Annotated in this window: 17 protein-coding genes; 5 read left to right on the top strand and 12 right to left on the bottom strand. The window is 41.3% G+C overall.

Going from position 1 to position 19608, the window contains the following annotated elements; translation table 11 throughout:
- Window positions 1-164: 164 nt before the first annotated feature.
- The 5 genes from HY064_15125 to HY064_15105 form a co-directional block, all read right to left on the bottom strand.
- Complete coding sequence (locus tag HY064_15125) at window positions 165-704, bottom strand: GNAT family N-acetyltransferase (GenBank protein ID MBI3511989.1); 540 nt, start codon at window positions 702-704, stop codon at window positions 165-167.
- Window positions 705-772: 68 nt separating this feature from the next.
- Window positions 773-1330, bottom strand: a complete 558-nt coding sequence (locus HY064_15120) for a hypothetical protein (GenBank protein MBI3511988.1) — start codon at window positions 1328-1330, stop codon at window positions 773-775.
- Entirely contained in the window at window positions 1327-2385 is a 1059-nt protein-coding gene (locus HY064_15115; GenBank protein MBI3511987.1) for a hypothetical protein, read from the bottom strand. The genes HY064_15120 and HY064_15115 overlap by 4 nt, the downstream gene beginning before the upstream one ends.
- A 58-nt stretch (window positions 2386-2443) precedes the next feature.
- Window positions 2444-3226 carry a diaminopimelate epimerase gene (locus HY064_15110; GenBank protein MBI3511986.1) on the bottom strand — a complete coding sequence of 261 codons (783 nt, stop codon included), beginning with the start codon at window positions 3224-3226 and terminating at the stop codon, window positions 2444-2446.
- Entirely contained in the window at window positions 3223-3894 is a 672-nt protein-coding gene (locus HY064_15105) for a hypothetical protein (protein MBI3511985.1), read from the bottom strand. Before HY064_15105 ends, HY064_15110 begins: the two co-directional genes overlap by 4 nt.
- Before the next feature lie 217 nt (window positions 3895-4111).
- On the opposite strand from HY064_15105, the gene HY064_15100 reads away from it, so the two are divergent.
- From HY064_15100 to HY064_15085, 4 genes are all read left to right on the top strand, one after another.
- The gene (locus HY064_15100) at window positions 4112-5557 is read left to right on the top strand and encodes a Do family serine endopeptidase (protein ID MBI3511984.1); all 1446 of its coding nucleotides are present in this window, start codon (window positions 4112-4114) and stop codon (window positions 5555-5557) included.
- A gap of 198 nt (window positions 5558-5755) precedes the next feature.
- Complete coding sequence (locus HY064_15095; protein ID MBI3511983.1) at window positions 5756-6619, top strand: RNA polymerase sigma factor RpoD/SigA; 864 nt, start codon at window positions 5756-5758, stop codon at window positions 6617-6619.
- Window positions 6620-6738: 119 nt separating this feature from the next.
- On the top strand, window positions 6739-8205 hold the full coding sequence (locus tag HY064_15090) for a glyceraldehyde-3-phosphate dehydrogenase (protein ID MBI3511982.1): 1467 nt from the start codon (window positions 6739-6741) through the stop codon (window positions 8203-8205).
- A gap of 90 nt (window positions 8206-8295) precedes the next feature.
- Window positions 8296-10335, top strand: coding sequence for a hypothetical protein (locus HY064_15085; protein ID MBI3511981.1), 2040 nt, complete (start codon window positions 8296-8298; stop codon window positions 10333-10335).
- A 9-nt stretch (window positions 10336-10344) separates the two neighbouring features.
- Here the strand turns inward: HY064_15085 and HY064_15080 are convergent, their stop codons facing one another.
- From HY064_15080 to HY064_15050, 7 genes are all read right to left on the bottom strand, one after another.
- Window positions 10345-10932, bottom strand: coding sequence for a hypothetical protein (locus HY064_15080; GenBank protein ID MBI3511980.1), 588 nt, complete (start codon window positions 10930-10932; stop codon window positions 10345-10347).
- A gap of 12 nt (window positions 10933-10944) precedes the next feature.
- The gene (uvrA, locus tag HY064_15075; GenBank protein ID MBI3511979.1) at window positions 10945-13809 is read right to left on the bottom strand and encodes an excinuclease ABC subunit UvrA; all 2865 of its coding nucleotides are present in this window, start codon (window positions 13807-13809) and stop codon (window positions 10945-10947) included.
- Between the two features lie 139 nt (window positions 13810-13948).
- The gene (locus HY064_15070) at window positions 13949-14554 is read right to left on the bottom strand and encodes a hypothetical protein (protein MBI3511978.1); all 606 of its coding nucleotides are present in this window, start codon (window positions 14552-14554) and stop codon (window positions 13949-13951) included.
- Window positions 14555-14930: 376 nt separating this feature from the next.
- Entirely contained in the window at window positions 14931-15959 is a 1029-nt protein-coding gene (recA, locus tag HY064_15065; protein MBI3511977.1) for a recombinase RecA, read from the bottom strand.
- 261 nt (window positions 15960-16220) lie between these two features.
- A complete protein-coding gene (gene bcp, locus HY064_15060) occupies window positions 16221-16739 on the bottom strand; it encodes a thioredoxin-dependent thiol peroxidase (GenBank protein ID MBI3511976.1) in 519 nt (172 codons plus the stop codon).
- A 150-nt stretch (window positions 16740-16889) separates the two neighbouring features.
- Window positions 16890-17582 carry a hypothetical protein gene (locus tag HY064_15055; GenBank protein MBI3511975.1) on the bottom strand — a complete coding sequence of 231 codons (693 nt, stop codon included), beginning with the start codon at window positions 17580-17582 and terminating at the stop codon, window positions 16890-16892.
- A gap of 40 nt (window positions 17583-17622) precedes the next feature.
- Window positions 17623-18027: a hypothetical protein gene (locus HY064_15050; GenBank protein ID MBI3511974.1), complete on the bottom strand. Its 405-nt coding sequence runs from the start codon at window positions 18025-18027 to the stop codon at window positions 17623-17625.
- Window positions 18028-18203: 176 nt separating this feature from the next.
- Between HY064_15050 and HY064_15045 the strand changes: the two genes are divergently transcribed.
- Window positions 18204-19601, top strand: a complete 1398-nt coding sequence (locus tag HY064_15045) for a hypothetical protein (protein ID MBI3511973.1) — start codon at window positions 18204-18206, stop codon at window positions 19599-19601.
- The last annotated feature ends 7 nt before the right edge of the window (window positions 19602-19608 follow it).

The raw sequence follows: 19608 nt of genomic DNA, 5'->3' as shown, positions 1-19608 counted from the left end.
CATTCCGGCAATGTGTGGTAATGATAAGTGAGTTGTTTTTCTGAATAAGTGGGCGAAAAAATTACGGAGACAAAAAGAAAAATAAAAAAGAAAAAATGTATTTTTTCGTTGATAAAAAAACTTCTTTTCTTGCCGGATTGAGATCACCGGCCTTCTGCATACTGTCAATGTCCTTTTCTCACCAATTGCATGAGCAGTTCATCCACGAACTGATCGCCGATACGGATCCATTCTTTTTTTATTCCGGTGATAACGAACTGATGTTTTTTGAAAAGATGAATGCTCTCTTCGTTATTCACGGTAACGTTGCAATACAACTGGTGAATATGCAACTGTTGAAAACAATATTGGATTAGAAGGTTGAGCGCTTCAGTCGCAAGGCCTTTCCCGCGATCCTGTTTTTCTGCAATGAGAATTCCTATTCCGGCGCGCTGGTGCTGGGGATCAAAATCAAAAAGATCTATAGCGCCCACATCGAGTCCGTCGCGTGTCGTGATCATGAGCCGCAATTGTTTGTTCGTGTGCAGATCAAGATGAGAAGAAGCGATGTATTGTTCAAGAACAAATCTTGAAAAAGGAGTTTGCGTGTTGCTGGCTACCCAAACGGAAGTATCATTTTCCCATTTGTAAAGCAATTCAACATCCTGCGGCTCGAGTGCACGCAAACGGATTCTTTCACCTAAAAGCAATTGTACCTGGATCATGAATTAAAGATAAAAATTAGTTGGAAGCGCGGAAGATAAATCTGTAACCGGTTTTCGGAAGCATGAGTTTATGATTGAAGAATTTTTTTTCCGGCAGCTACTATCGCTTCATTCAGTTCTTCCTGCGAATAAGTTACGAGAGGAAAAATTCCATTGTGAATGACATTTTCCATATTCAGTGCATAGATTTTACCGAGTAGTTTTTTCGATTCCATAATGGGAAGCAGGTCAAAAATGAAACAGGCGTCACGCATTTCATTTCCTGAAATTTCTGCAATGGTTTCACGGATAGGAGAGAGGCAACTATTTTTGCCTGCAATCACTTTCTTGCAGAGAAGAATATTTTTTTCAAGATGCAACAGCAATTTATTGATCGGAATATCTTTCGGTAGATTCCATTCTATGAAAAGACATTCTACTTTTTTTCTTTTCACATAGTCAAGAATCTTTTCCAGGGGTTCGTATGCAAAAGGGCCTTGCACGGAAATGGAAAATGTATTTCCGTGTACGCTCGCGAGCAGGTGCGGAGGTACGCGGCGCGCGTGAAAGATCACAATAAAATTTCCGTGAAAAATTTCTTTGCCGTTGCTGTGGTGAATGTTGCGGAGCGTAAAAGGAGAATTCATTTTTTCTTTTTCACCGTTCCTTTCTTCACTGTGGCGGTTGCAATAGGTTTACCCGAAAAAATAGAACGCGTTTCCTGGAAAATTCCAATGAAGGAAGTATGGTTGAGCGGGAATTCAAGAAATACGTGCAGAAAGCTGAGCAGGAAAAGCACGTTGAATCCTATGGTGTAATCATACAGGTAAAATCCTACGGAAGCAGCCCATAGAATACCGATCACGATCAAACGTTTTTTCGGAACGTTGTGCCACTTGATCACAGAAGTTTTAGAAAACCAGTTGAGATAATGATACGTGTATGCAAATGCAATGAAGCGCATCACGATGAGCCCGGTGTTCGAAAGATAAACGGCATTCACCTGCGGTTTGTAACTATGGAAAACATCGATATTGAAAAGTTTCATCGCTTCAATATTCACGGCCTGGAACATGCGGTAATGCTGGAGTGCGTACGAAGAAATTCCGAATGAAGGCGGCGTTAGATAAATAAAAATTACCGGTACAATAAAAAGAATAAGACAGGAAAGATAACCGCTCCGGCTTCTTCCTTTGAGTGCACCATACAGCATGAATAATCCGGTGAAAAGATAAACGTGAATGATGGTGGGAAGAAAAACAGAAAAGAAAAGAATGGCGCTCATCGACGAAGTGAGTGAAGCCGTGGCAGCAATAAAAATAAACGCAATGAAACGCTGTATCGCTTTTTTGAGCAGTACCATTGCGAGTGACGCAGCGAATGCAATGTAAACTACGGCTGTTGTGAGGTGGTTATTCGTTTCCTTATCGAAGATATTTATGTGTGGATTTACATAGATGAGCATGAAAAGAATGATGCCCGCAACGCCGAGAAAAATGTAATCTCTTTTTCCTTTCGAGAAATAATTCCTTTCGTGCAGCCAGGAAATTTCAGTAAGATAATGTGCCGGACCGAGAATGGCGTATGAAAAAAGAAAAAGTTCGAATGGAATGAAATAAGCAACGCCCACCGAAAGAAGGATCAGCCCGATGTTCAGGTAATTCAGTTTATCGGTATTGGTGATGCCTTGTGCTGCACTCATGTTTTGAGTTATGAGTTATGAGTTTTGAGTTGGTTGTTGGAATTTGAGATTTGGAAATTTACAACTCAATTTCTCCTTTGAAAACAAATTCAGCAGGGCCTTCCAGCCACACGTCAGTAAACATCTGGTTATTTTTTTTGTAATGAACGGAAAGTTGTCCTCCCGGTGTGCGCACATTTATTTTTCCCTGTGCGGGCGCGTCGGACTGCATGGCGCATACGAGTGCGCTCGCGGTGACGCCCGTTCCGCAGGAAAGTGTTTCATCTTCCACACCGCGCTCATAAGTGCGAACGAAAATTCCGTCCGGAAGTTGTTCGACAAAATTCACATTCGTTCCTTCATTCAGGAAACGATCACTGTTGCGGATTTTTTTTCCTTCGTGAAAAACATCCGTATTATTCACATTACTTTCAAATTTTACATAATGAGGCGAACCTGTATCGAGAAAGAAATGATCGGTATTTTTTTCAATGTGATCTACATCGCTCATTTTGACTTTGACTGTTAAGTTGGTGATCACTGCATCATGAGAACCATCGACGGCAATAAAACTGATCTCATTTTTTTTTACAGCGCCTATATCCGAAGCGAAACGTGAAATGCAGCGTGCACCGTTTCCGCACATGGAACTTGGTTTTCCATCGGAGTTCACGTAGATCATCCGGAAATCAAAATTATTTTCATTGCGCAAAAGCAGAATTCCATCGGCACCGATACCGAACCGGCGATGGCAGAGTTTTTCAATGAGTTTTTCATTTTTTTCCGAAAAAGAATTTTCACGATCGTCAAACACGATGAAATCATTTCCGGTACCGTGGTATTTGTAAAAAACTTTTCTCATTGCATTCTGCTGATGAGGATCTCATCCGTCACACGTTCCAACTGGTGAAAATCTGAAGTAACATCCAGCTTGTAAATTCCATTGGTGGATTTCAGATAAGTGATATTATCGCCGGACCAGAAAGAACGCACATCTCCCGATTCAAGGCCGAAGAGAACAACTTTGTTGCGTGTAAATTTATAGCCGCGGTAGTTGAGCGGGGATCTCCAGAATTCTACGATTACATATCCGGCGGAAGAATTCGGTTCTTTTGCCGCAGCAGAATCCAAGCCCACATTCCGCAATGGGTGCAAGGTATAATTCAGTTGGCCGATCAATTCATCTTTACGGATCACAATTCCATCGTCCGATTTATCGACATCGAATACAGAAGGAAGTGTGCTGTCGCCCTTCATCGCATTTGAGGAAGAATCATTGACCACACTAACCGGCGTGATCTTTTTTATTTTTTTTGGTTTGGATTTACTGACATCCGTTTTCAGATCGGTTTGATCCGTATCTGCTTTATCACTTTGTTGCGTGAGCGATTTATAAAAAGAAAGTTCCTTCACATACTGATCGAGTTTCAATACAAAAAATCCGCCGCCTAGTACAAGCCCGAAAAGTAAACCGAGGAAGAACACCTGCAGTTTATCGCGGAAATTGGAGAAGCGGGACCTTACTTTCATTGGGAAAATTGGAGAGAGTAAAGTTAGAGAAAAAGTGTTAATGAGTTGTGGGTTATCAGTTATGGGTTATGGGAATTATTAATAAAACAGTATTAACCAGCAACCATTAACCAACAACTTTTTTTAAATGTTGTTAAAACTCACCGGCAACAACAATTTTCATTTGCATAATTCTGTTTCTATTTCAGAACTTTGAATCAATAAAATTCCATTCATTATGAAAAAGCTGATCCTCAATGTAAGTATCGCACTCGCAAGTGCTGTCCTCGTAGTTGGACTCGATCATTTAATTTTCAAACAAAACCCGGTTGTGGTGGCTGCCGGAAATCCGCAACCGGTTCATTTTACTGGCGGATCGTCCGCAGCAGTTGGCGTTGATTTCACTGGTGCAGCAAGTCAGACTGTGCAAGCGGTTGTTCATGTGAAAACAAAAAGTACAACGCAGCAAACTTATTACGATCCCTTCCAGGGATTTTTCGGCGGAAACGGAATGCAGGTTATTCCGCGCGAACAGGAAGGATCGGGTTCCGGAGTAATTATTACTACCGACGGATATATTGTTACGAATAATCATGTCGTGGAAAATGCAGACGTGATACAGGTAATTCTCAATGATAAACGCACGTATGATGCAACAGTTGTGGGAACCGATATTAATACCGATCTCGCGGTTCTCAAGATCGATGAAAAAGATCTTCCGTTCATCAGTTATGGAAATTCCGATGATGTGAAAGTAGGAGAGTGGGTGCTTGCCGTTGGAAATCCTTTCAATCTTACTTCTACTGTTACCGCCGGAATTGTAAGTGCAAAAGCGCGCAACATCAATCTCATTTCTTCCAATGGAAGCGGAACAGGCGCAGTAGAAGCGTTCATTCAAACTGATGCTGCTGTGAATCCGGGAAACAGCGGTGGTGCATTGGTGAATACAGCAGGACAACTTGTGGGAATAAATTCTGCCATTGCATCCAATACCGGAAGTTATTCCGGTTATTCTTTTGCGATCCCTGTGAATCTTGTAAAAAAAGTTGTTGCTGATATCATCGAGTTCGGAACGGTGGAGCGCGGTTATCTCGGTGTGAATATCCGTGATGTGGATGCTGCACTCGTGAAAGAAAAAAATCTCAACCAGATAAAAGGAGTTTATGTGGATGGTGTGATCGATGATGGTTCTGCTTCTGATGCGGGAATTGAATCGGGAGATGTGATCACTAAAGTCGGCGATATTGATGTGAGCAGTGTTGCCGAATTGCAGGAACAGATCAATCGCTTTCGTCCCGGTGATAAAGTGATGATCACTTATTCGCGCGGAACAAAAGAAAAAACTGTTGCTGTAACATTGAAAAATAAAAATAACAAAACCGCTTTACTGAAAAAAGATGATGTAAGTAATACGGCTGAGTCGCTCGGTGCAACATTTGAAACTGTTGCTCCTGAAGATTTAAAACGATTGGGAATAACGGAAGGATTGCGTGTGAGTAAACTCGAAGCGGGAAAATTGCGGAATGCAGGAATCAGAGAAGGATTTATTATTACCAATGTTGACAAGAATCCAGTTGGAAATCCGGACGATCTCAAAAAAATACTCGACAATAAGAAGGGCGGCATCCTCATTGAAGGTATGTATCCGAATGGTTCACAGGCCTATTACGCCTTCGGAATGTGAGCTGCTTCGTCGATTATATTGACCAACTCATCGATTTTTTCAACTTGTTACATCAAGATAATGAGCTAATTAACGATTTGTTGTAAAAAGTTCTCTTTAAGTCTTGAATTCCATTTCACGGTATCGTAACTTTGCGGTAGAATTCAACAACAAGATGGCTTTGCCAGCGTTCTTTAAAAAGGAGTTAAACCTAAGAAAATGAGACAACTCAAAATAACCAAGTCGATCACGAACCGCGAAAGTGCATCACTTGACAAGTACCTGCAGGAGATTGGACGTGAAGAACTTATTACCGCGGAAGAAGAAGTAGTTCTCGCTAAGAAGATTCGTGATGGAGATGAACGCGCTCTTGCCAAAATGGTGAAAGCAAATCTTCGTTTCGTAGTTTCTGTTTCCAAACAATATCAGAATCAGGGATTGAGTCTTCCCGATTTGATCAACGAAGGAAATCTCGGACTTATAAAAGCTGCAAGACGTTTTGATGAAACACGTGGTTTCAAATTTATTTCTTACGCAGTTTGGTGGATCCGCCAATCTATTCTTCAGGCATTGGCAGAACAATCACGCATTGTTCGTCTTCCACTCAACCAGGTTGGATCTCTTAATAAAATAAATAAAGCATACTCGCGCCTTGAACAGGAATTCGAACGAGAACCAACTGCTTCAGAACTTTCAACTGTACTCGATCTTCCTGAAGATAAAGTGGCAGATACAATGAGAGTTTCCGGCCGCCATGTTTCCATGGATGCTCCTTTGCTTAACGGAGAAGACAACAGTTTGCTTGATGTAATCATCAATCATGATTCTCCGCGCGCCGATCGTTTGCTCATGAACGAATCTCTTCAGAAAGAGATCGAACGTTCATTGGCAACATTGACAGAACGCGAACGCGATGTGATCAAACTTTTCTTCGGTATTGGTTGTCAGCATGGATTGACGCTCGAAGAGATTGGTGCAAAATTCGATCTTACACGTGAGCGTGTTCGCCAGATCAAAGAAAAAGCGATTCGCAGATTACGCCACAGTTCCCGGAGCAAATTGCTCAAAGCGTATCTCGGTTAATATGATTTGAAAATTTCTGAAGACCGCAAGGATAAGAAGACACACGTTCCGAATATCTTTGCGGTCTTCGATTTTATAGTACACACACCAATCATTTTTTTCTCATGACACTTGAAACGATGGAGCCCAGAAAAGGCGTGGCCAGATCTTATGAAGCGGAACGCAACGAATGGATAAGCAGTGAACGCGCTGCAATTGAATTGAATTCTCACATAGGAAATCTCTGGTTTGAACGATCGGTTGAATTGATCATTTTCAGAAATGTGCTGATCGACAGGAGCACGAGTGAGATCCTCAATCTTCACCAGTACGCAAAAGATATTGTAAAGCGCCCGATCGACGTACATGAAACTGCTGCGATCGCTGCTGAGCTTTCCAAACTTGATCTCGCTCCTTCGAGGATTGACATTGGTAAACTCTGTTCGGAATGGACGGAAGAAAAAAATAATTACAAAGATCTTCGCGCATTTGTTGCAGACAAGCTCCGCGATTTTATCGGTAACGGAAAAGGAACCATCACTCCAAAAGATGTTGTGCTTTACGGCTTCGGTCGTATCGGGCGTCTTGCAGCGCGCGAGCTCATTGCGCAGGCGGGCAAGGGTGATCAGTTGCGCGTACGTGCGATCGTTACACGCGGCAACAGCCCGGAAGAAATTGTGAAGCGCGCCGATCTTCTCCGAATGGATTCTGTGCACGGGCCATTCCCGGGAACGATCATTGAAGATCTTGAAAATAAAATGCTCATCGTGAACGGGCACCTCATTCACATGATCAACGCAAATAATCCGGAAGATGTTGATTATACAAAATACGGGATACACGATGCACTCGTGATCGACAACACAGGAGTTTTCCGTGATCGCGATGGATTGAGTCGTCACCTGAAAGCGAAAGGTGTTTCAAAAGTTTTACTCACTGCGCCTGGAAAAGGAGATATTTCGAACGTGGTGTACGGTGTGAATCATGAAACCGTTGATCCGAACGGAGATAAAATATTTTCTGCTGCATCCTGCACCACGAATGCGATCATGCCGATCCTTTATGTGGTGGAGAAAGAATTCGGAGTTGAGAAAGGACATATTGAAACGGTTCACTCGTTCACAAACGATCAGAATCTTCTCGACAATTATCACAAGAAATACCGTCGCGGGCGTTCGGCTCCGTTGAATATGGTGATTACTGAAACCGGCGCGGAGAGTGCATTGAAAAAAGTTCTTCCGAAGTTGGCCGGAAAATTCACTGCGAATTCTGTTCGTGTTCCTACGCCGAATGTTTCGCTTGCCATTCTCAACATCACGGTTAAAAAAGAAATTTCAAAAGAGGATGTGAATAATGTGATGCGTGATTATGCTTTGCACGGAGATCTCGTGGAACAGATCCAGTATGCTTTCTCCAATGAATTGGTGAGTTCAGATGTGATCGGTAATCCCTGTTCATCCGTTTTCGACAGCCAGGCAACTATCGTTTCGCCTGATAAAAAAAGTATGGTGCTTTATGTGTGGTACGACAATGAGTATGGTTATACCAGGCAGGTGCTTCGCTTTTCGAAATATCTCGCGGAAGTTATCCGTCTCAGGTATTATTAATATTGCGAATGAGATTTATCAATAGATCCATTCCTTTCCGGGATGGATTTTTTTTGGACAAACAGGGCACGATTTTCGTATTTTTAGTTTATGCGTACGTTTTTTCTCTCCCCTCTTGTTTTATTTTATGTGAATGTGTTTGCTCAGAAAGCAGATACACTCGAATATGCGCCGGGATATCCGACCTACACGGTTTCTCAAGCAGATCAGATGAAAAGTTTTCCTTCTCCCCGTTATTCGCCTACACATCCTGTCGACAGAAATTTTTCGTGGTACGATTTTCTTTACATGAGTTATGATTATTCGAAAGTTTTCTACAATGAAAAAACAAAAACGTATGTGTATCCCGACTGGAACAGGATTCCGCACGCAGATGCTGCTATTGCATTGAACAGGGAAATGTATGATCACTGGAATTTTTATTTCAATATTCCAACACCCACTTACAATTACAATTCATTTGCAAATCCAAAAACTTTTCCCGGGGCAATTGCTGCTTATGCTAATGCAAATCCGCAAATGCAGGTGTGCACTTATATTTTCTGGCCTGGAGTGAATCCTTCCAAAGCAGGATTTGATTCGAAACGTGCTTATGTTTTTTCGAATGCGAATATTGATCCGTGTGCCGACACTTCTTTTTTAAATATTGCTAAGGACGGCATCACGCAGAGAAAAAATTTAGAAAAATTGATTGCTGTTCTTCCCGATCGTGCGTTGAACAGGAAAATTGATTTCATAAATGAGAATGGAGAAAAATTCGGAGAAGCGTGGACGCCGAATGCAGAAGGGTATCGGGGAAATAAAATGATAGATTGCATTCAGCCCGATTCCGGGAATGCGCGGGCGTTGCGCGCGCGATGGCAATATCATGTTTTTAATACGTACAAAAAACAATTCATGGGCAACGATTCCATTCCCGGATTGAAAGAAACTTCTTTTTCATTTTACCAGGTTTCCGGATTTCTTCCGTTGTATTATTCCGAATGGAAAGAAATGCGTTACATCAATTCTCCATTGTATGAACATCCGCATTCCTATTATTCTACTCCCGATTTTTATCCCGGCATGGTGGATCATAATATTTTTGATCGTTATGCTGCTTATCATGGAATTGATTGTATTGCCACAGGAAGAAATTACGAGATCAGTTGCGGCGATAATTATTTTTCTCCTTTCATGTGTGGTGGATGGTTTGCAGATTCCATGAATTATCGCCCGGCAGAATGGCTTGCTGCTTCGAAAGCGATGTGTGCTATGGGAGCAGATTTTTTTTATGGTGCCTATTTCAATACAGTGAATCCTTCTCAGAAAATTCCGAATGATCCACGAGGATATATTTACCAGGTGGCTATGCTTTCCTATGCGCAGGCGATAACGTCGCACTACGCTGATATTTTTTATAATTCCTCTTCATTCGATTACCAGCGAAAGAAAAATACACTTTGTATTGTGCGCAAAGAAAATGCAAAAGAACGATACGTGATCGACGCGGCAGTTTTTCATGATGACGATCCGAAGGATTATCACGACCAGATAGTGATCGCTGATATTGGCGGAGAAAAAATAAAAGTGAATGCGCGGAAACAAGGTTCCGTTTACATTTATGACAAGAGCGATTCTTCCAATGTGATTTTTTACCAGCTCGATAGTTGGCACGAGGCTTCGCATCCTTATTACTGGTCGAAAGATTTTGAAATTGAAGCCGAGTTATTCGACGATACTCTTTCTCATTCTATCCGCACCGATCGTCCTGCAACTGTGAAGAAAGATGATTTCACACAGTTCACCACCTACATTCAACTGAATGATGTGACATGGGCCAGTTATAATTTAGAATCACGCACCGACAGCGTTTATTACATCTGGATTCGTGCGCGGATCGATAATGATTGCCGGTCAAAGCAAGTGCTGCTGAATTTCCGTTATGACAATGGAAAGCAACAGCAAGCTACTATCGAATCACGGGAAGAATTCAAATGGCTTTGCGTGAAAGTAAATGGAAAGGAAGCTTCATTCTTTTTCGATCCGCAGTCAAGCCACGTTTTAGAATTCAAAGCGGCAACCGGCGGAAAGATCGATATTGATAAAATTTTGCTGAGCAGGGAAATGTTTCCTGTAGAAGTGAAGTAGGAATGCGAACTACTTTTTCCCGGCGATCATAATGAAGGTCGTGTAAAGAATAAGGAAAGGAATCAGCGCCAATGAAGCAATGGAAAAGATCGCACCGAAAAATAATAAAAGCAAAAAAAGAAAAACATCCGTTGCATTCGGCTTGCAATTCATCCCGAACTCATCGAGCCGCGTCATCTTTTTCAGATCATCGACCGGCGTGTCGAGCGCTTTCTCATCGGTAAGAAGATCATGATAAAGGTTTCCTGTTCTTCTTCCGCGCGCAAATGCCCGAAGTAATTTCATAGGGTTGATCCAGAATCCGAGCATCATTCCAGAAGTATCGATCAGGAATGCCACCCAATACTTTTTGCAGCCCGATGCCAGTTCCCAGGTACTGATCTCGCTTTCACCGATGATGGACGAAGCAGAATATCCCGTCAGCAAATGATGAATGTCGTGCTTGATGACGGCTTTCCTCCTCGCTTTGAAATTCGGAAAATAAAAATGGAATTTTTCCGTGAGTTGTATTTTAACACTACTGCTGCTTTGCCCGCCATCCGGCGGAAGATGATTGTCACTGTAGAATTTACTGAGTATTTCTCTCGGAGTATTCATTGGAATTATTTCTCAGGACATTGCGCTTATCTTTCTTTTCAGTTCTTTCGCGAGAAATTCTGCAGTAAAACTTTTTTCATTCTTCGAAACCGATTCCGGCGTACCTATGGCAAGTATTTCTCCGCCGCGCTTTCCTCCCTCGGGGCCGAGGTCAATAATATGATCAGCAACTTTGATGATGTCCATATTATGTTCAATGACAAGCACCGTGTTTCCCTGGTCCACAAATTTATTGAGCACTTCGAGCAAGATGCGTATGTCTTCGAAATGCAAACCTGTTGTGGGTTCATCAAGAATGTAAAGTGTATTTCCTGTTTGTTTTTTTGCAAGTTCAGTGGCGAGTTTCACACGCTGTGCTTCTCCACCGGAAAGCGTAGTGCTTTGCTGGCCGAGCGTTACATAACCGAGTCCCACATCGTGCAAAGCTTTTATGCGCTGGTAAATGGAAGGAACCGGTTCGAAAAATTCCACAGCCGCATCAATCGTCATTTCAAGAACATCACTGATGCTTTTTCCTTTGTAACGCACTTCAAGCGTTTCACGATTATATCTTTTTCCATTACACGATTCGCAATGAACATAAACATCGGGAAGAAAATTCATTTCTATTGTGCGCAACCCGGCTCCCTGGCAGGTTTCACATCGGCCACCTTTCACATTAAAAGAAAATCTTCCGGGTTTATAACCGCGGATCTTCGCTTCAGGAATAATAGAAAAAAGATTCCGGATGTCGGCAAAAACATTGGTGTACGTTGCAGGATTCGATCGCGGCGTTCTTCCGATCGGCGACTGATCGATCTCGATCACTTTGTCAATATGTTCGAGTCCGACTATTTTTCTGTAAGGCAACGGGCGTTTTTCACTCCTGTAAAAATGTTTGCTGAGAATCGGATAAAGCGTTTCATTAATGAGCGATGATTTTCCGCTTCCGCTCACGCCTGTAACGCAGATGAATTTCCCCAATGGAAAATCGACCGTTACATTTTTGAGATTGTGCCCGGTGCATCCGTCGAGAATAATTCTTTTTCCATTTCCTTTCCGTCGGATTTCAGGAATAGAAATTTCTTTTTTCCCGGTGATGTAATCTGTGGTGAGCGTGTTGAATTTTAAAAGTTCATCCGGTCTTCCCTGCGCGACTACGTGTCCGCCATGCACACCCGCGCGCGGACCAATGTCGATCACATGATCTGCAGCGAGAATCATTTCTTTGTCATGTTCAACAACGATCACCGAATTCCCGATGTCGCGAAGATTTCTCAGCGCTTCTATCAGCCGAACATTATCGCGCTGGTGCAAACCAATACTCGGTTCATCGAGAATGTACAACACACCGACCAATTGCGAACCAATCTGCGTAGCGAGACGAATGCGTTGCGCTTCTCCACCCGAAAGTGAGCGCGAACTTCTGTCAATGCTTAGATAATCAAGTCCAACGTCGAGAAGAAATTGCAGGCGATTTCGAATCTCTTTCAAAACTTCTGTGGCAATAGTTCGTTGTCTTTCGCTGATCTTCGATTCAAGATCTTTCATCCACTCGTTCAATTCGAGAAGGCCGAGAGAAGATAATTCAGAAATATTTTTTTCATTGATGCGAAAATTCAGCGCTTCTTTTTTTAATCGGGTTCCATTGCATTTCGGACACACGGCTTCGTTCATGAATTCTGCCGCCCATTTCTGCACACCGGCAGGCCCTTCCTGTTCCTGTCGCGCAAGAAAATTCACCACACCTTCGAATGAGAGCGCGTAACTTGTTCCACTGCTGTTGTCATTCTTCACTTTCAGCATTTCATCAGTTCCAAAAAGAATTGCATTGAGTGCATCTTCCGGAATATCTTTCACCGGATCAGAAATTCTGAATTTGTATTTGTCGGCGATGGCTTCGATCTGTTTGAAGATCCAGGAATTCCTGAATTCTCCAATGGGAATGATGGCGCCTGCTTTAATACTTTTCGATTTGTTCGGAATAATTTTATTGATGTCAATTTCTAAAATATGGCCGAGCCCATTGCACTTCGAACAAGCGCCATACGGAGAATTGAAAGAAAATAAATTTGGAGCAGGATCATCGTAAGCAATTCCTGAAGTAGGGCACATCAGGTGACGGCTGAAATGGCGCACTTCATTATTCACAACTTTTTTTCCTTTCTCATCCGATTCAGCAACCATCATCGTTCCTTTTGAATGACGAAGAGCAAGTTTCACCGATTCTGAAATACGCTGGCGATCATCGACAGAAACCTGGATACGGTCAATGAGAATTTCTATATCATGAACTTTATAACGGTCGAGCTGAATTCTGTTCGTGAGTTCCATAATTTCTCCATCCACGCGCGCGCGCAAAAATCCCTGCTTGCGAATCTGTTCGAAGAGTTCGCGGTAATGACCTTTTCTTCCTTTTACAACGGGAGCGAGCAGGAATATTTTTTTTCCTTCGTACGACGAGAGGATCAGGTCAATAATCTGGTCATCGGTGTAGCGCACCATTTTTTCGCCGGTCACGTACGAGTACGCGTCGGATGCACGTGCGAAAAGTAAACGAAGAAAATCATAGATCTCCGTGATCGTTCCAACGGTCGATCTCGGATTTTTGTTGACCGTTTTCTGCTCAATGGAAATCACGGGAGAAAGTCCTGTGATCTTGTCCACATCAGGCCTTTCGAGATCGCCGAGAAATTGACGTGCATATGCAGAGAACGTTTCAATATAACGACGCTGGCCTTCGGCGTAAATTGTATCGAATGCAAGAGAAGATTTTCCGCTGCCGCTGAGACCGGTAATGACAACGAGTTTATCGCGCGGAATAGAAACGCTCAGATCGCGCAGGTTATGAACGCGCGCGCCTATCACTTCGAGTGTTTCGTTCTCACTTCGGGTAATAGATGGAATTGCGGTTTCTGTTTCCAAGACCTTTGCAGGAAAATTCGGCGCAAAGGTAGGAAGGAAAGGCGGAGGTTCTTACAATGAAACAGAAGGAATAATGAACCAAAAGAGAAACAAGTGTTGAAAATTCAGATTTTTATTTAGTCCACTTCACCAGATTCACCCGCATCTTTTCAATCCTATCAGTGATTGCGGAATCGGAAGGGAATTCTGATCGGTGAAATTTCATACCTGGATAGAAACCCTTGATGGAATCGTTGAAATAAAGAATGCTGTCTTTCGCGCAGGGAGAGTGGGGGAGATAGAATATTTTTTTTGCCGTCAGCGTTTCGCCGGTTTTGTTCATGTTTTTATCGAGCGTAAACCAATAAAAACTGTATTCGGAAAAAAGAAGTTTCCCATTTCTGAAATAAGACTGTGTTTCATCTCTGCCGGCCTCGCCACCATAGCTGGAAAATAAATTCGCGATAGAATCGTGCGAATAAAAATATCCGTAAACCAGTCCGCCAACGGGATCCATTTGGGCTTCATCTTTCCTACTCAATTTTCCTGTACTGATATTTTCTTTTATCCCATTCACCAGGATATCGATGATCTGAAAAGTATCCGGTTTATTTTTGGTGATCTTTTCGATCGGCTTCACAGTATCATTTACAATGGGAATTTGATCTACATTATTTTCACCGCATTGAACAAGAAAAATTGCGAAGAGCAATAAGATCGTTATGAAAAAAAGTTTCATTGGTTCCGCAAATGTAATCTTTGCGGGGTTCCATTAAGTTGAATTCTCTCTTGAGAAATTATTTTCAGTTTTGCTGAGGTCAGTTGCATAAAGGAATAAGAGGATGTCTAAATGAAAAAATAAAATATTTTCAATGGAGCATGACTTGCTGTAAAGAAGGAAAAGAAATCCGGATCGCATTTCTGCAAATCCGGATTCATTTTACGAGACGATTGCAATCAGTCCGGGAAATTAGCCGGGGAAATAAATCCATTCCACATACTTCTCCATTTTATCGGGAAGTTACCATCCAAAATTCGTCGCTTAATTTTTCAAAAACCAAAACCGGGACAGGATTTAAATGATCTGTTTGAATGGATTTTTTCTCCGGTTAAAATTATTCGGCTATAACTGTTTCTCCGTCTGCTTTCGATTTCACTGCCAGGCGTATCTCCGCTTCAATGCGTTCCATCAGTTCCGGGTTGTCGTGGAAGAGTTGCTTCACGGCATCGCGTCCCTGCCCGAGTTTGGTTTCATCATAACTGAACCAGGATCCGCTTTTCTTGATGATGTTGTGATCAACGCCGAGATCGATGATCTCACCCACGCGTGAAATTCCTTCACCGAAAAGAATATCGAATTCTGCAGTGCGGAATGGCGGAGCAACTTTATTCTTCACCACTTTCACACGCGCACGATTTCCTGTAGCAACTTCTCCTTCTTTTATTTGTCCGGCACGACGTATATCGAGACGAATGGAAGCGTAGAATTTCAGTGCGTTTCCTCCTGTGGTAGTTTCCGGATTTCCGAACATCACGCCGATCTTTTCGCGAAGCTGATTGATAAAGATGCAGCAGCATCCTGTTTTACTGATCGTGCCGGTGAGTTTGCGCAATGCCTGCGACATAAGACGTGCCTGCAATCCCATTTTGCTTTCACCCATTTCTCCTTCTATTTCCGCTTTCGGTGTAAGAGCAGCAACAGAATCGACAACGATGATATCGATTGCGCCGGAACGAATTAAATTTTCTGTGATCTCGAGCGCCTGTTCTCCATTATCCGGTTGAGAAATAAGAAGGTCGTCGATGTTCACGCCAAGCCGTTGTGCATAGAAACGGTCGAACGCATGCTCTGCATCAATGAATGCTGCAATTCCTCCGGCTTTCTGCACTTCTGCTATTGCATGAATAGCGAGCGTTGTTTTTCCGGACGATTCAGGCCCGTAAATTTCTACGACGCGTCCTTTAGGAAACCCGCCCACACCCAGCGCAATGTCAAGCGTGAGTGATCCTGTAGGAATCACTTCCATTTGTTCGACAGCTTCGTCGCCGAGTTTCATGATGGTTCCTTTGCCATACGTTTTTTCAAGTTTGTCGATGGTCAACTGAAGTGCTTTCAGTTTTTCTTTGTTTACTTCTTTGCTCATAATTGATAAGGTTATTGCGTGAATAATTAATTTGAATTGAACAATGCAAACATATAGCAAAACTTAATACCGGCAAATTACACGTCGCAAAAGTTATTAACATTACCTATAATTTATGAAAATTTTAAAGTTAAATAATTGATATATAGTATATTATTAAATATAGGAAAAACGATTGAAAAGATGTAAAATTATTATGTTTGCCTATAAATTGGTAGAGATACGAAGCTTCGTATCTCTACCAAAGCTGATTTTTGCAAATCATTTCCTCATCACCTGTTTTGCATGCTCCGCCGTGTCCACGTCAGAAATAACTTCTTCAATAAATCCTTTCTCGTCAATAATAAAAGTAGTGCGCACAATTCCGTCGTAAATTCTTCCCATGAATTGTTTTTTCCCCCACACATCAAATTTCTTTATCAGTTTTTTTTCAGTATCCGCAATCAACGGAAAAGGCAACTCATATTTCTTAATGAAGTTCTGGTGTTTCTTCACCGTATTGGCGCTCACACCTATCACATAAAAACCCTGCTTGAGCAGTAAGGAATAATTATCGCGCAAACTACAGGCCTGCGCAGTACATCCGGGTGTATTGTCTTCCGGGTAAAAATAAAGCACGATCTTTTTTCCGCTTGCAATTTTTTTGTCAAAAGTATTCTCATCATTTAAAATTCCTTCTATCACCGGCGCTTTGTCCCCGGCTTTCAATGAAGTTTTGTGCTTCTGGAATTTTCCTTCCAGGTTTTTCACTGCTTTGGCAATTAATTTTTTGAGACCCATTTTAATTTACTATTTACAATAATGTACAATGTACAATTTGTTTTTGGGGCGTGTCCCCGTCCTTCGGCAAGCTCAGGATCGGGGCCGGGCTGCTCCGGGCTCCGGCCATGCTTTGCATGGGCTAAACCCTTCGCATCCCTCACGCAAAAATTATTTTTTTTCAAGAACAATTTTCTTGCGGTAGTTTTTCTTCGCGCATTCACCGCAAGGAACAAACCGAACACATTTTATTTCATCGCGGGAAAAATAATTCAAATGATATTTCCATTTCGTACCGTCTGCAACAACGGTAAAGTATCCGCTTTCTTTCATGGAAACATTCACCCGGTAATGCCCTCGTTGCCGGAGTTTCAGTGTGCATGAATTATAACCAGTCATTTTTATTTCAATGTTCAATGCTCCCAGATAATCAGCCACATGTATCCTCGCTTTTCCATCGAGATCGCAACTCTTTCCGCCTAATTTGTTTCCCATCGAATCAGAATAAATAATCATTGCACCAATCATAGGATATTTCGACGTGTCGCTAACGGTGACTTCTACTTCCCAATAATTGACATTTATGCTATCGTTTTTACTGACAGTAATTGAAGAACTGTCTTTCTTTTGATCGTAGGCCGAGAAATTGAAAATAATTGAATGCAACCTTACTTTGTAGGTTCCACTGCCAACCTCTCCTCCCACATCATAGTGTGATGAATAAGTAAACATTCCGTTTTTCGAGAAATGATAATTGGCGCCGCCACCCATCGCACCGAATGATTCGTAGTAATCGCCTGCAAGTTTTGTATGAAAAGCACAGGAAGAATGAAAGATCAGAAAAAGGAAAAATAAATAACGCATTTTAATAAGGACGGATCCTGTTTTCCGATTCCATAAAAAATCAGTCTTTTGGTTTTAATTTTTTGAGAATCAATTTTTCTTTGAAAGTCACTTCACCCGCACCATTACCAGTACCACAAGTTCGAATATAGGATCCTAAAAAATGAAGAACGAATGTTCCATGCATGCGGCAGCTAATGCGCATCCCATCGCAATTCGAGGAACTTGAATCATCAGAACAGAAAAAAATGGAATCATTTCTCATGAAATAACTTCCGGAATCCTGAGCCAGGACGTTTCCCTGGTAAATGCCGTCCCAATCAAATCTTTTATCAGCAGTAAAATGATAAATTTTATACAAGCTATCGTCAATTTTGGCATAATAGTCGCCGGCAATATCCTTCGGCGCCGAACATGAAAAAATAAAAGCAAAAAATATTACCCAAAGAAATCTGTAATCCGTCATTTGGTATCTGCAAATCCGCAATTTCTGCAAATTTAATGAATTGTCAATTGCTGCTCGTTTATAAACGTTTGTTGTCTGATATTATTTTTATAGGAGGAAAAAACACCTGTTTTGCCTATATTTAATATCCCAAATGAATTTCTGTTGATAGTTGCATTAATTGAGAATGAATTTTCATGAACGAATTCCCAAATACAAAAGAAGCTGCTGATATTATTTTGGAAATAATTCGTACTGCAAGAAACCGAATTATTCTGATTTCTCCGTTTGTTGATCCATCAGATAATTTTTTTGCTGAGTTGGAAAAAGCTTCTTCATTGGGAAAATCAATCCTTCTAGTTTGCATCGAAAACAAATTGAAGGATGAAGTGAAAGGTAAATTGAGCAGAATGAAAAATCTCGAAATTCTAAACCATGAAGATGTACATGCAAAGTGTTATTACAATGAAGAATTGTTGATCAGCACATCTTTGAACCTTTCAAGATATTCTGAACAACATAATATTGAAAATAGTACGGTTTTCAAAAAGACGGAAAATCCCGACCGATTTTATAGAGCTTCGGCACAACCTGAAATGATTGTCCGTGATGCAATCAGCAGAATTCCTCGTTCTAATGAATTTGCAAAGAAGAAAATATTTACCCCAATCAATTCGTACAATTATGATAATTTAAAATTGACTTTCTTCAAACCGATTCCAGATCAAAAGGGTGTTTGCATTCGTTGTGGTGATGGCGTCAATTATTTGAATGGTAATTTTCCATTATGTTCCACACACTATAATGTTTGGGCAATTTACAACGATTGGAATTACAAGGAGAATTTTTGTCATTGGTGTAAAACAGAAACTCCTACATCAAAACGCAAACCTTTTTGCATTTCATGTTTTAGAAAATATGAGGAGTTTGCAAATCCCAATATTGAATTAAACAATAAAAGGAAACCAAAATCAGAACCACCATCCCCACAAGAGATGCCACCGATTTCCAAAAAAGATGCGGTTGAAAAATCAAAACCAATTATAGAGGTTCCGAGAGCAAATTCATCTATTTCATCTGATGAAAATAAATCCACGAAAAAATACCTGACCACCTCGATTATTGTAATTGTCCTTTCTCTTGGAGCATGGGTACTTTTCAACTATTTCAAGAGTGATTCTCCGATTATAAAAAATCACGACGATGTGTTAAAGGAAATAGTTCACAATTATTATTCTGATTTGAATAATCCGACAATCAGAGTTTCCAAATATTTTTCTCCCGCAGTTGAAAATTATTTCAAAGTGAAGAACATTACGCCTGCGGGAGTAGATTCGCTGATCAATGTTGGAACAAAAGAATTCATGTATGGCGAGTCAAAGATTATTGATTCGACGTTTGCGATTTCAAAAGACCCACGAGGTAATATCGCTGTTGGTTTTTGGGTTAATTTCAAATGTTTCCGTGTATCAAAAGTGCAATATGAAAAGTGCAAAGTCCATGAAGAATTTGTGTTTGATAAGAATGATAAAATTATTTCTGTTAATGAGATTAAAATACAGGACTTGAAATTTTCATTTAAGAATTCCGATTAGATTGTCG

The sequence above is a fragment of the Bacteroidota bacterium genome, from assembly GCA_016194975.1.
GTDB lineage: Bacteria > Bacteroidota > Bacteroidia > Palsa-965 > Palsa-965.
This window is presented reverse-complemented; position numbering and strand designations above follow the sequence as displayed.

Coding starts and splice junctions, on each gene's coding strand:
- HY064_15125 (MBI3511989.1), bottom strand. CDS start 704: ATGATCCAGGTACAATTGCTTTTAGGTGAAAGAATCCGTTTGCGTGCA.
- HY064_15120 (MBI3511988.1), bottom strand. CDS start 1,330: ATGAATTCTCCTTTTACGCTCCGCAACATTCACCACAGCAACGGCAAA.
- HY064_15115 (MBI3511987.1), bottom strand. CDS start 2,385: ATGAGTGCAGCACAAGGCATCACCAATACCGATAAACTGAATTACCTG.
- HY064_15110 (MBI3511986.1), bottom strand. CDS start 3,226: ATGAGAAAAGTTTTTTACAAATACCACGGTACCGGAAATGATTTCATC.
- HY064_15105 (MBI3511985.1), bottom strand. CDS start 3,894: ATGAAAGTAAGGTCCCGCTTCTCCAATTTCCGCGATAAACTGCAGGTG.
- HY064_15100 (MBI3511984.1), top strand. CDS start 4,112: ATGAAAAAGCTGATCCTCAATGTAAGTATCGCACTCGCAAGTGCTGTC.
- HY064_15095 (MBI3511983.1), top strand. CDS start 5,756: ATGAGACAACTCAAAATAACCAAGTCGATCACGAACCGCGAAAGTGCA.
- HY064_15090 (MBI3511982.1), top strand. CDS start 6,739: ATGGAGCCCAGAAAAGGCGTGGCCAGATCTTATGAAGCGGAACGCAAC.
- HY064_15085 (MBI3511981.1), top strand. CDS start 8,296: ATGCGTACGTTTTTTCTCTCCCCTCTTGTTTTATTTTATGTGAATGTG.
- HY064_15080 (MBI3511980.1), bottom strand. CDS start 10,932: ATGAATACTCCGAGAGAAATACTCAGTAAATTCTACAGTGACAATCAT.
- HY064_15070 (MBI3511978.1), bottom strand. CDS start 14,554: ATGAAACTTTTTTTCATAACGATCTTATTGCTCTTCGCAATTTTTCTT.
- recA (MBI3511977.1), bottom strand. CDS start 15,959: ATGAGCAAAGAAGTAAACAAAGAAAAACTGAAAGCACTTCAGTTGACC.
- bcp (MBI3511976.1), bottom strand. CDS start 16,739: ATGGGTCTCAAAAAATTAATTGCCAAAGCAGTGAAAAACCTGGAAGGA.
- HY064_15055 (MBI3511975.1), bottom strand. CDS start 17,582: ATGCGTTATTTATTTTTCCTTTTTCTGATCTTTCATTCTTCCTGTGCT.
- HY064_15050 (MBI3511974.1), bottom strand. CDS start 18,027: ATGACGGATTACAGATTTCTTTGGGTAATATTTTTTGCTTTTATTTTT.
- HY064_15045 (MBI3511973.1), top strand. CDS start 18,204: ATGAACGAATTCCCAAATACAAAAGAAGCTGCTGATATTATTTTGGAA.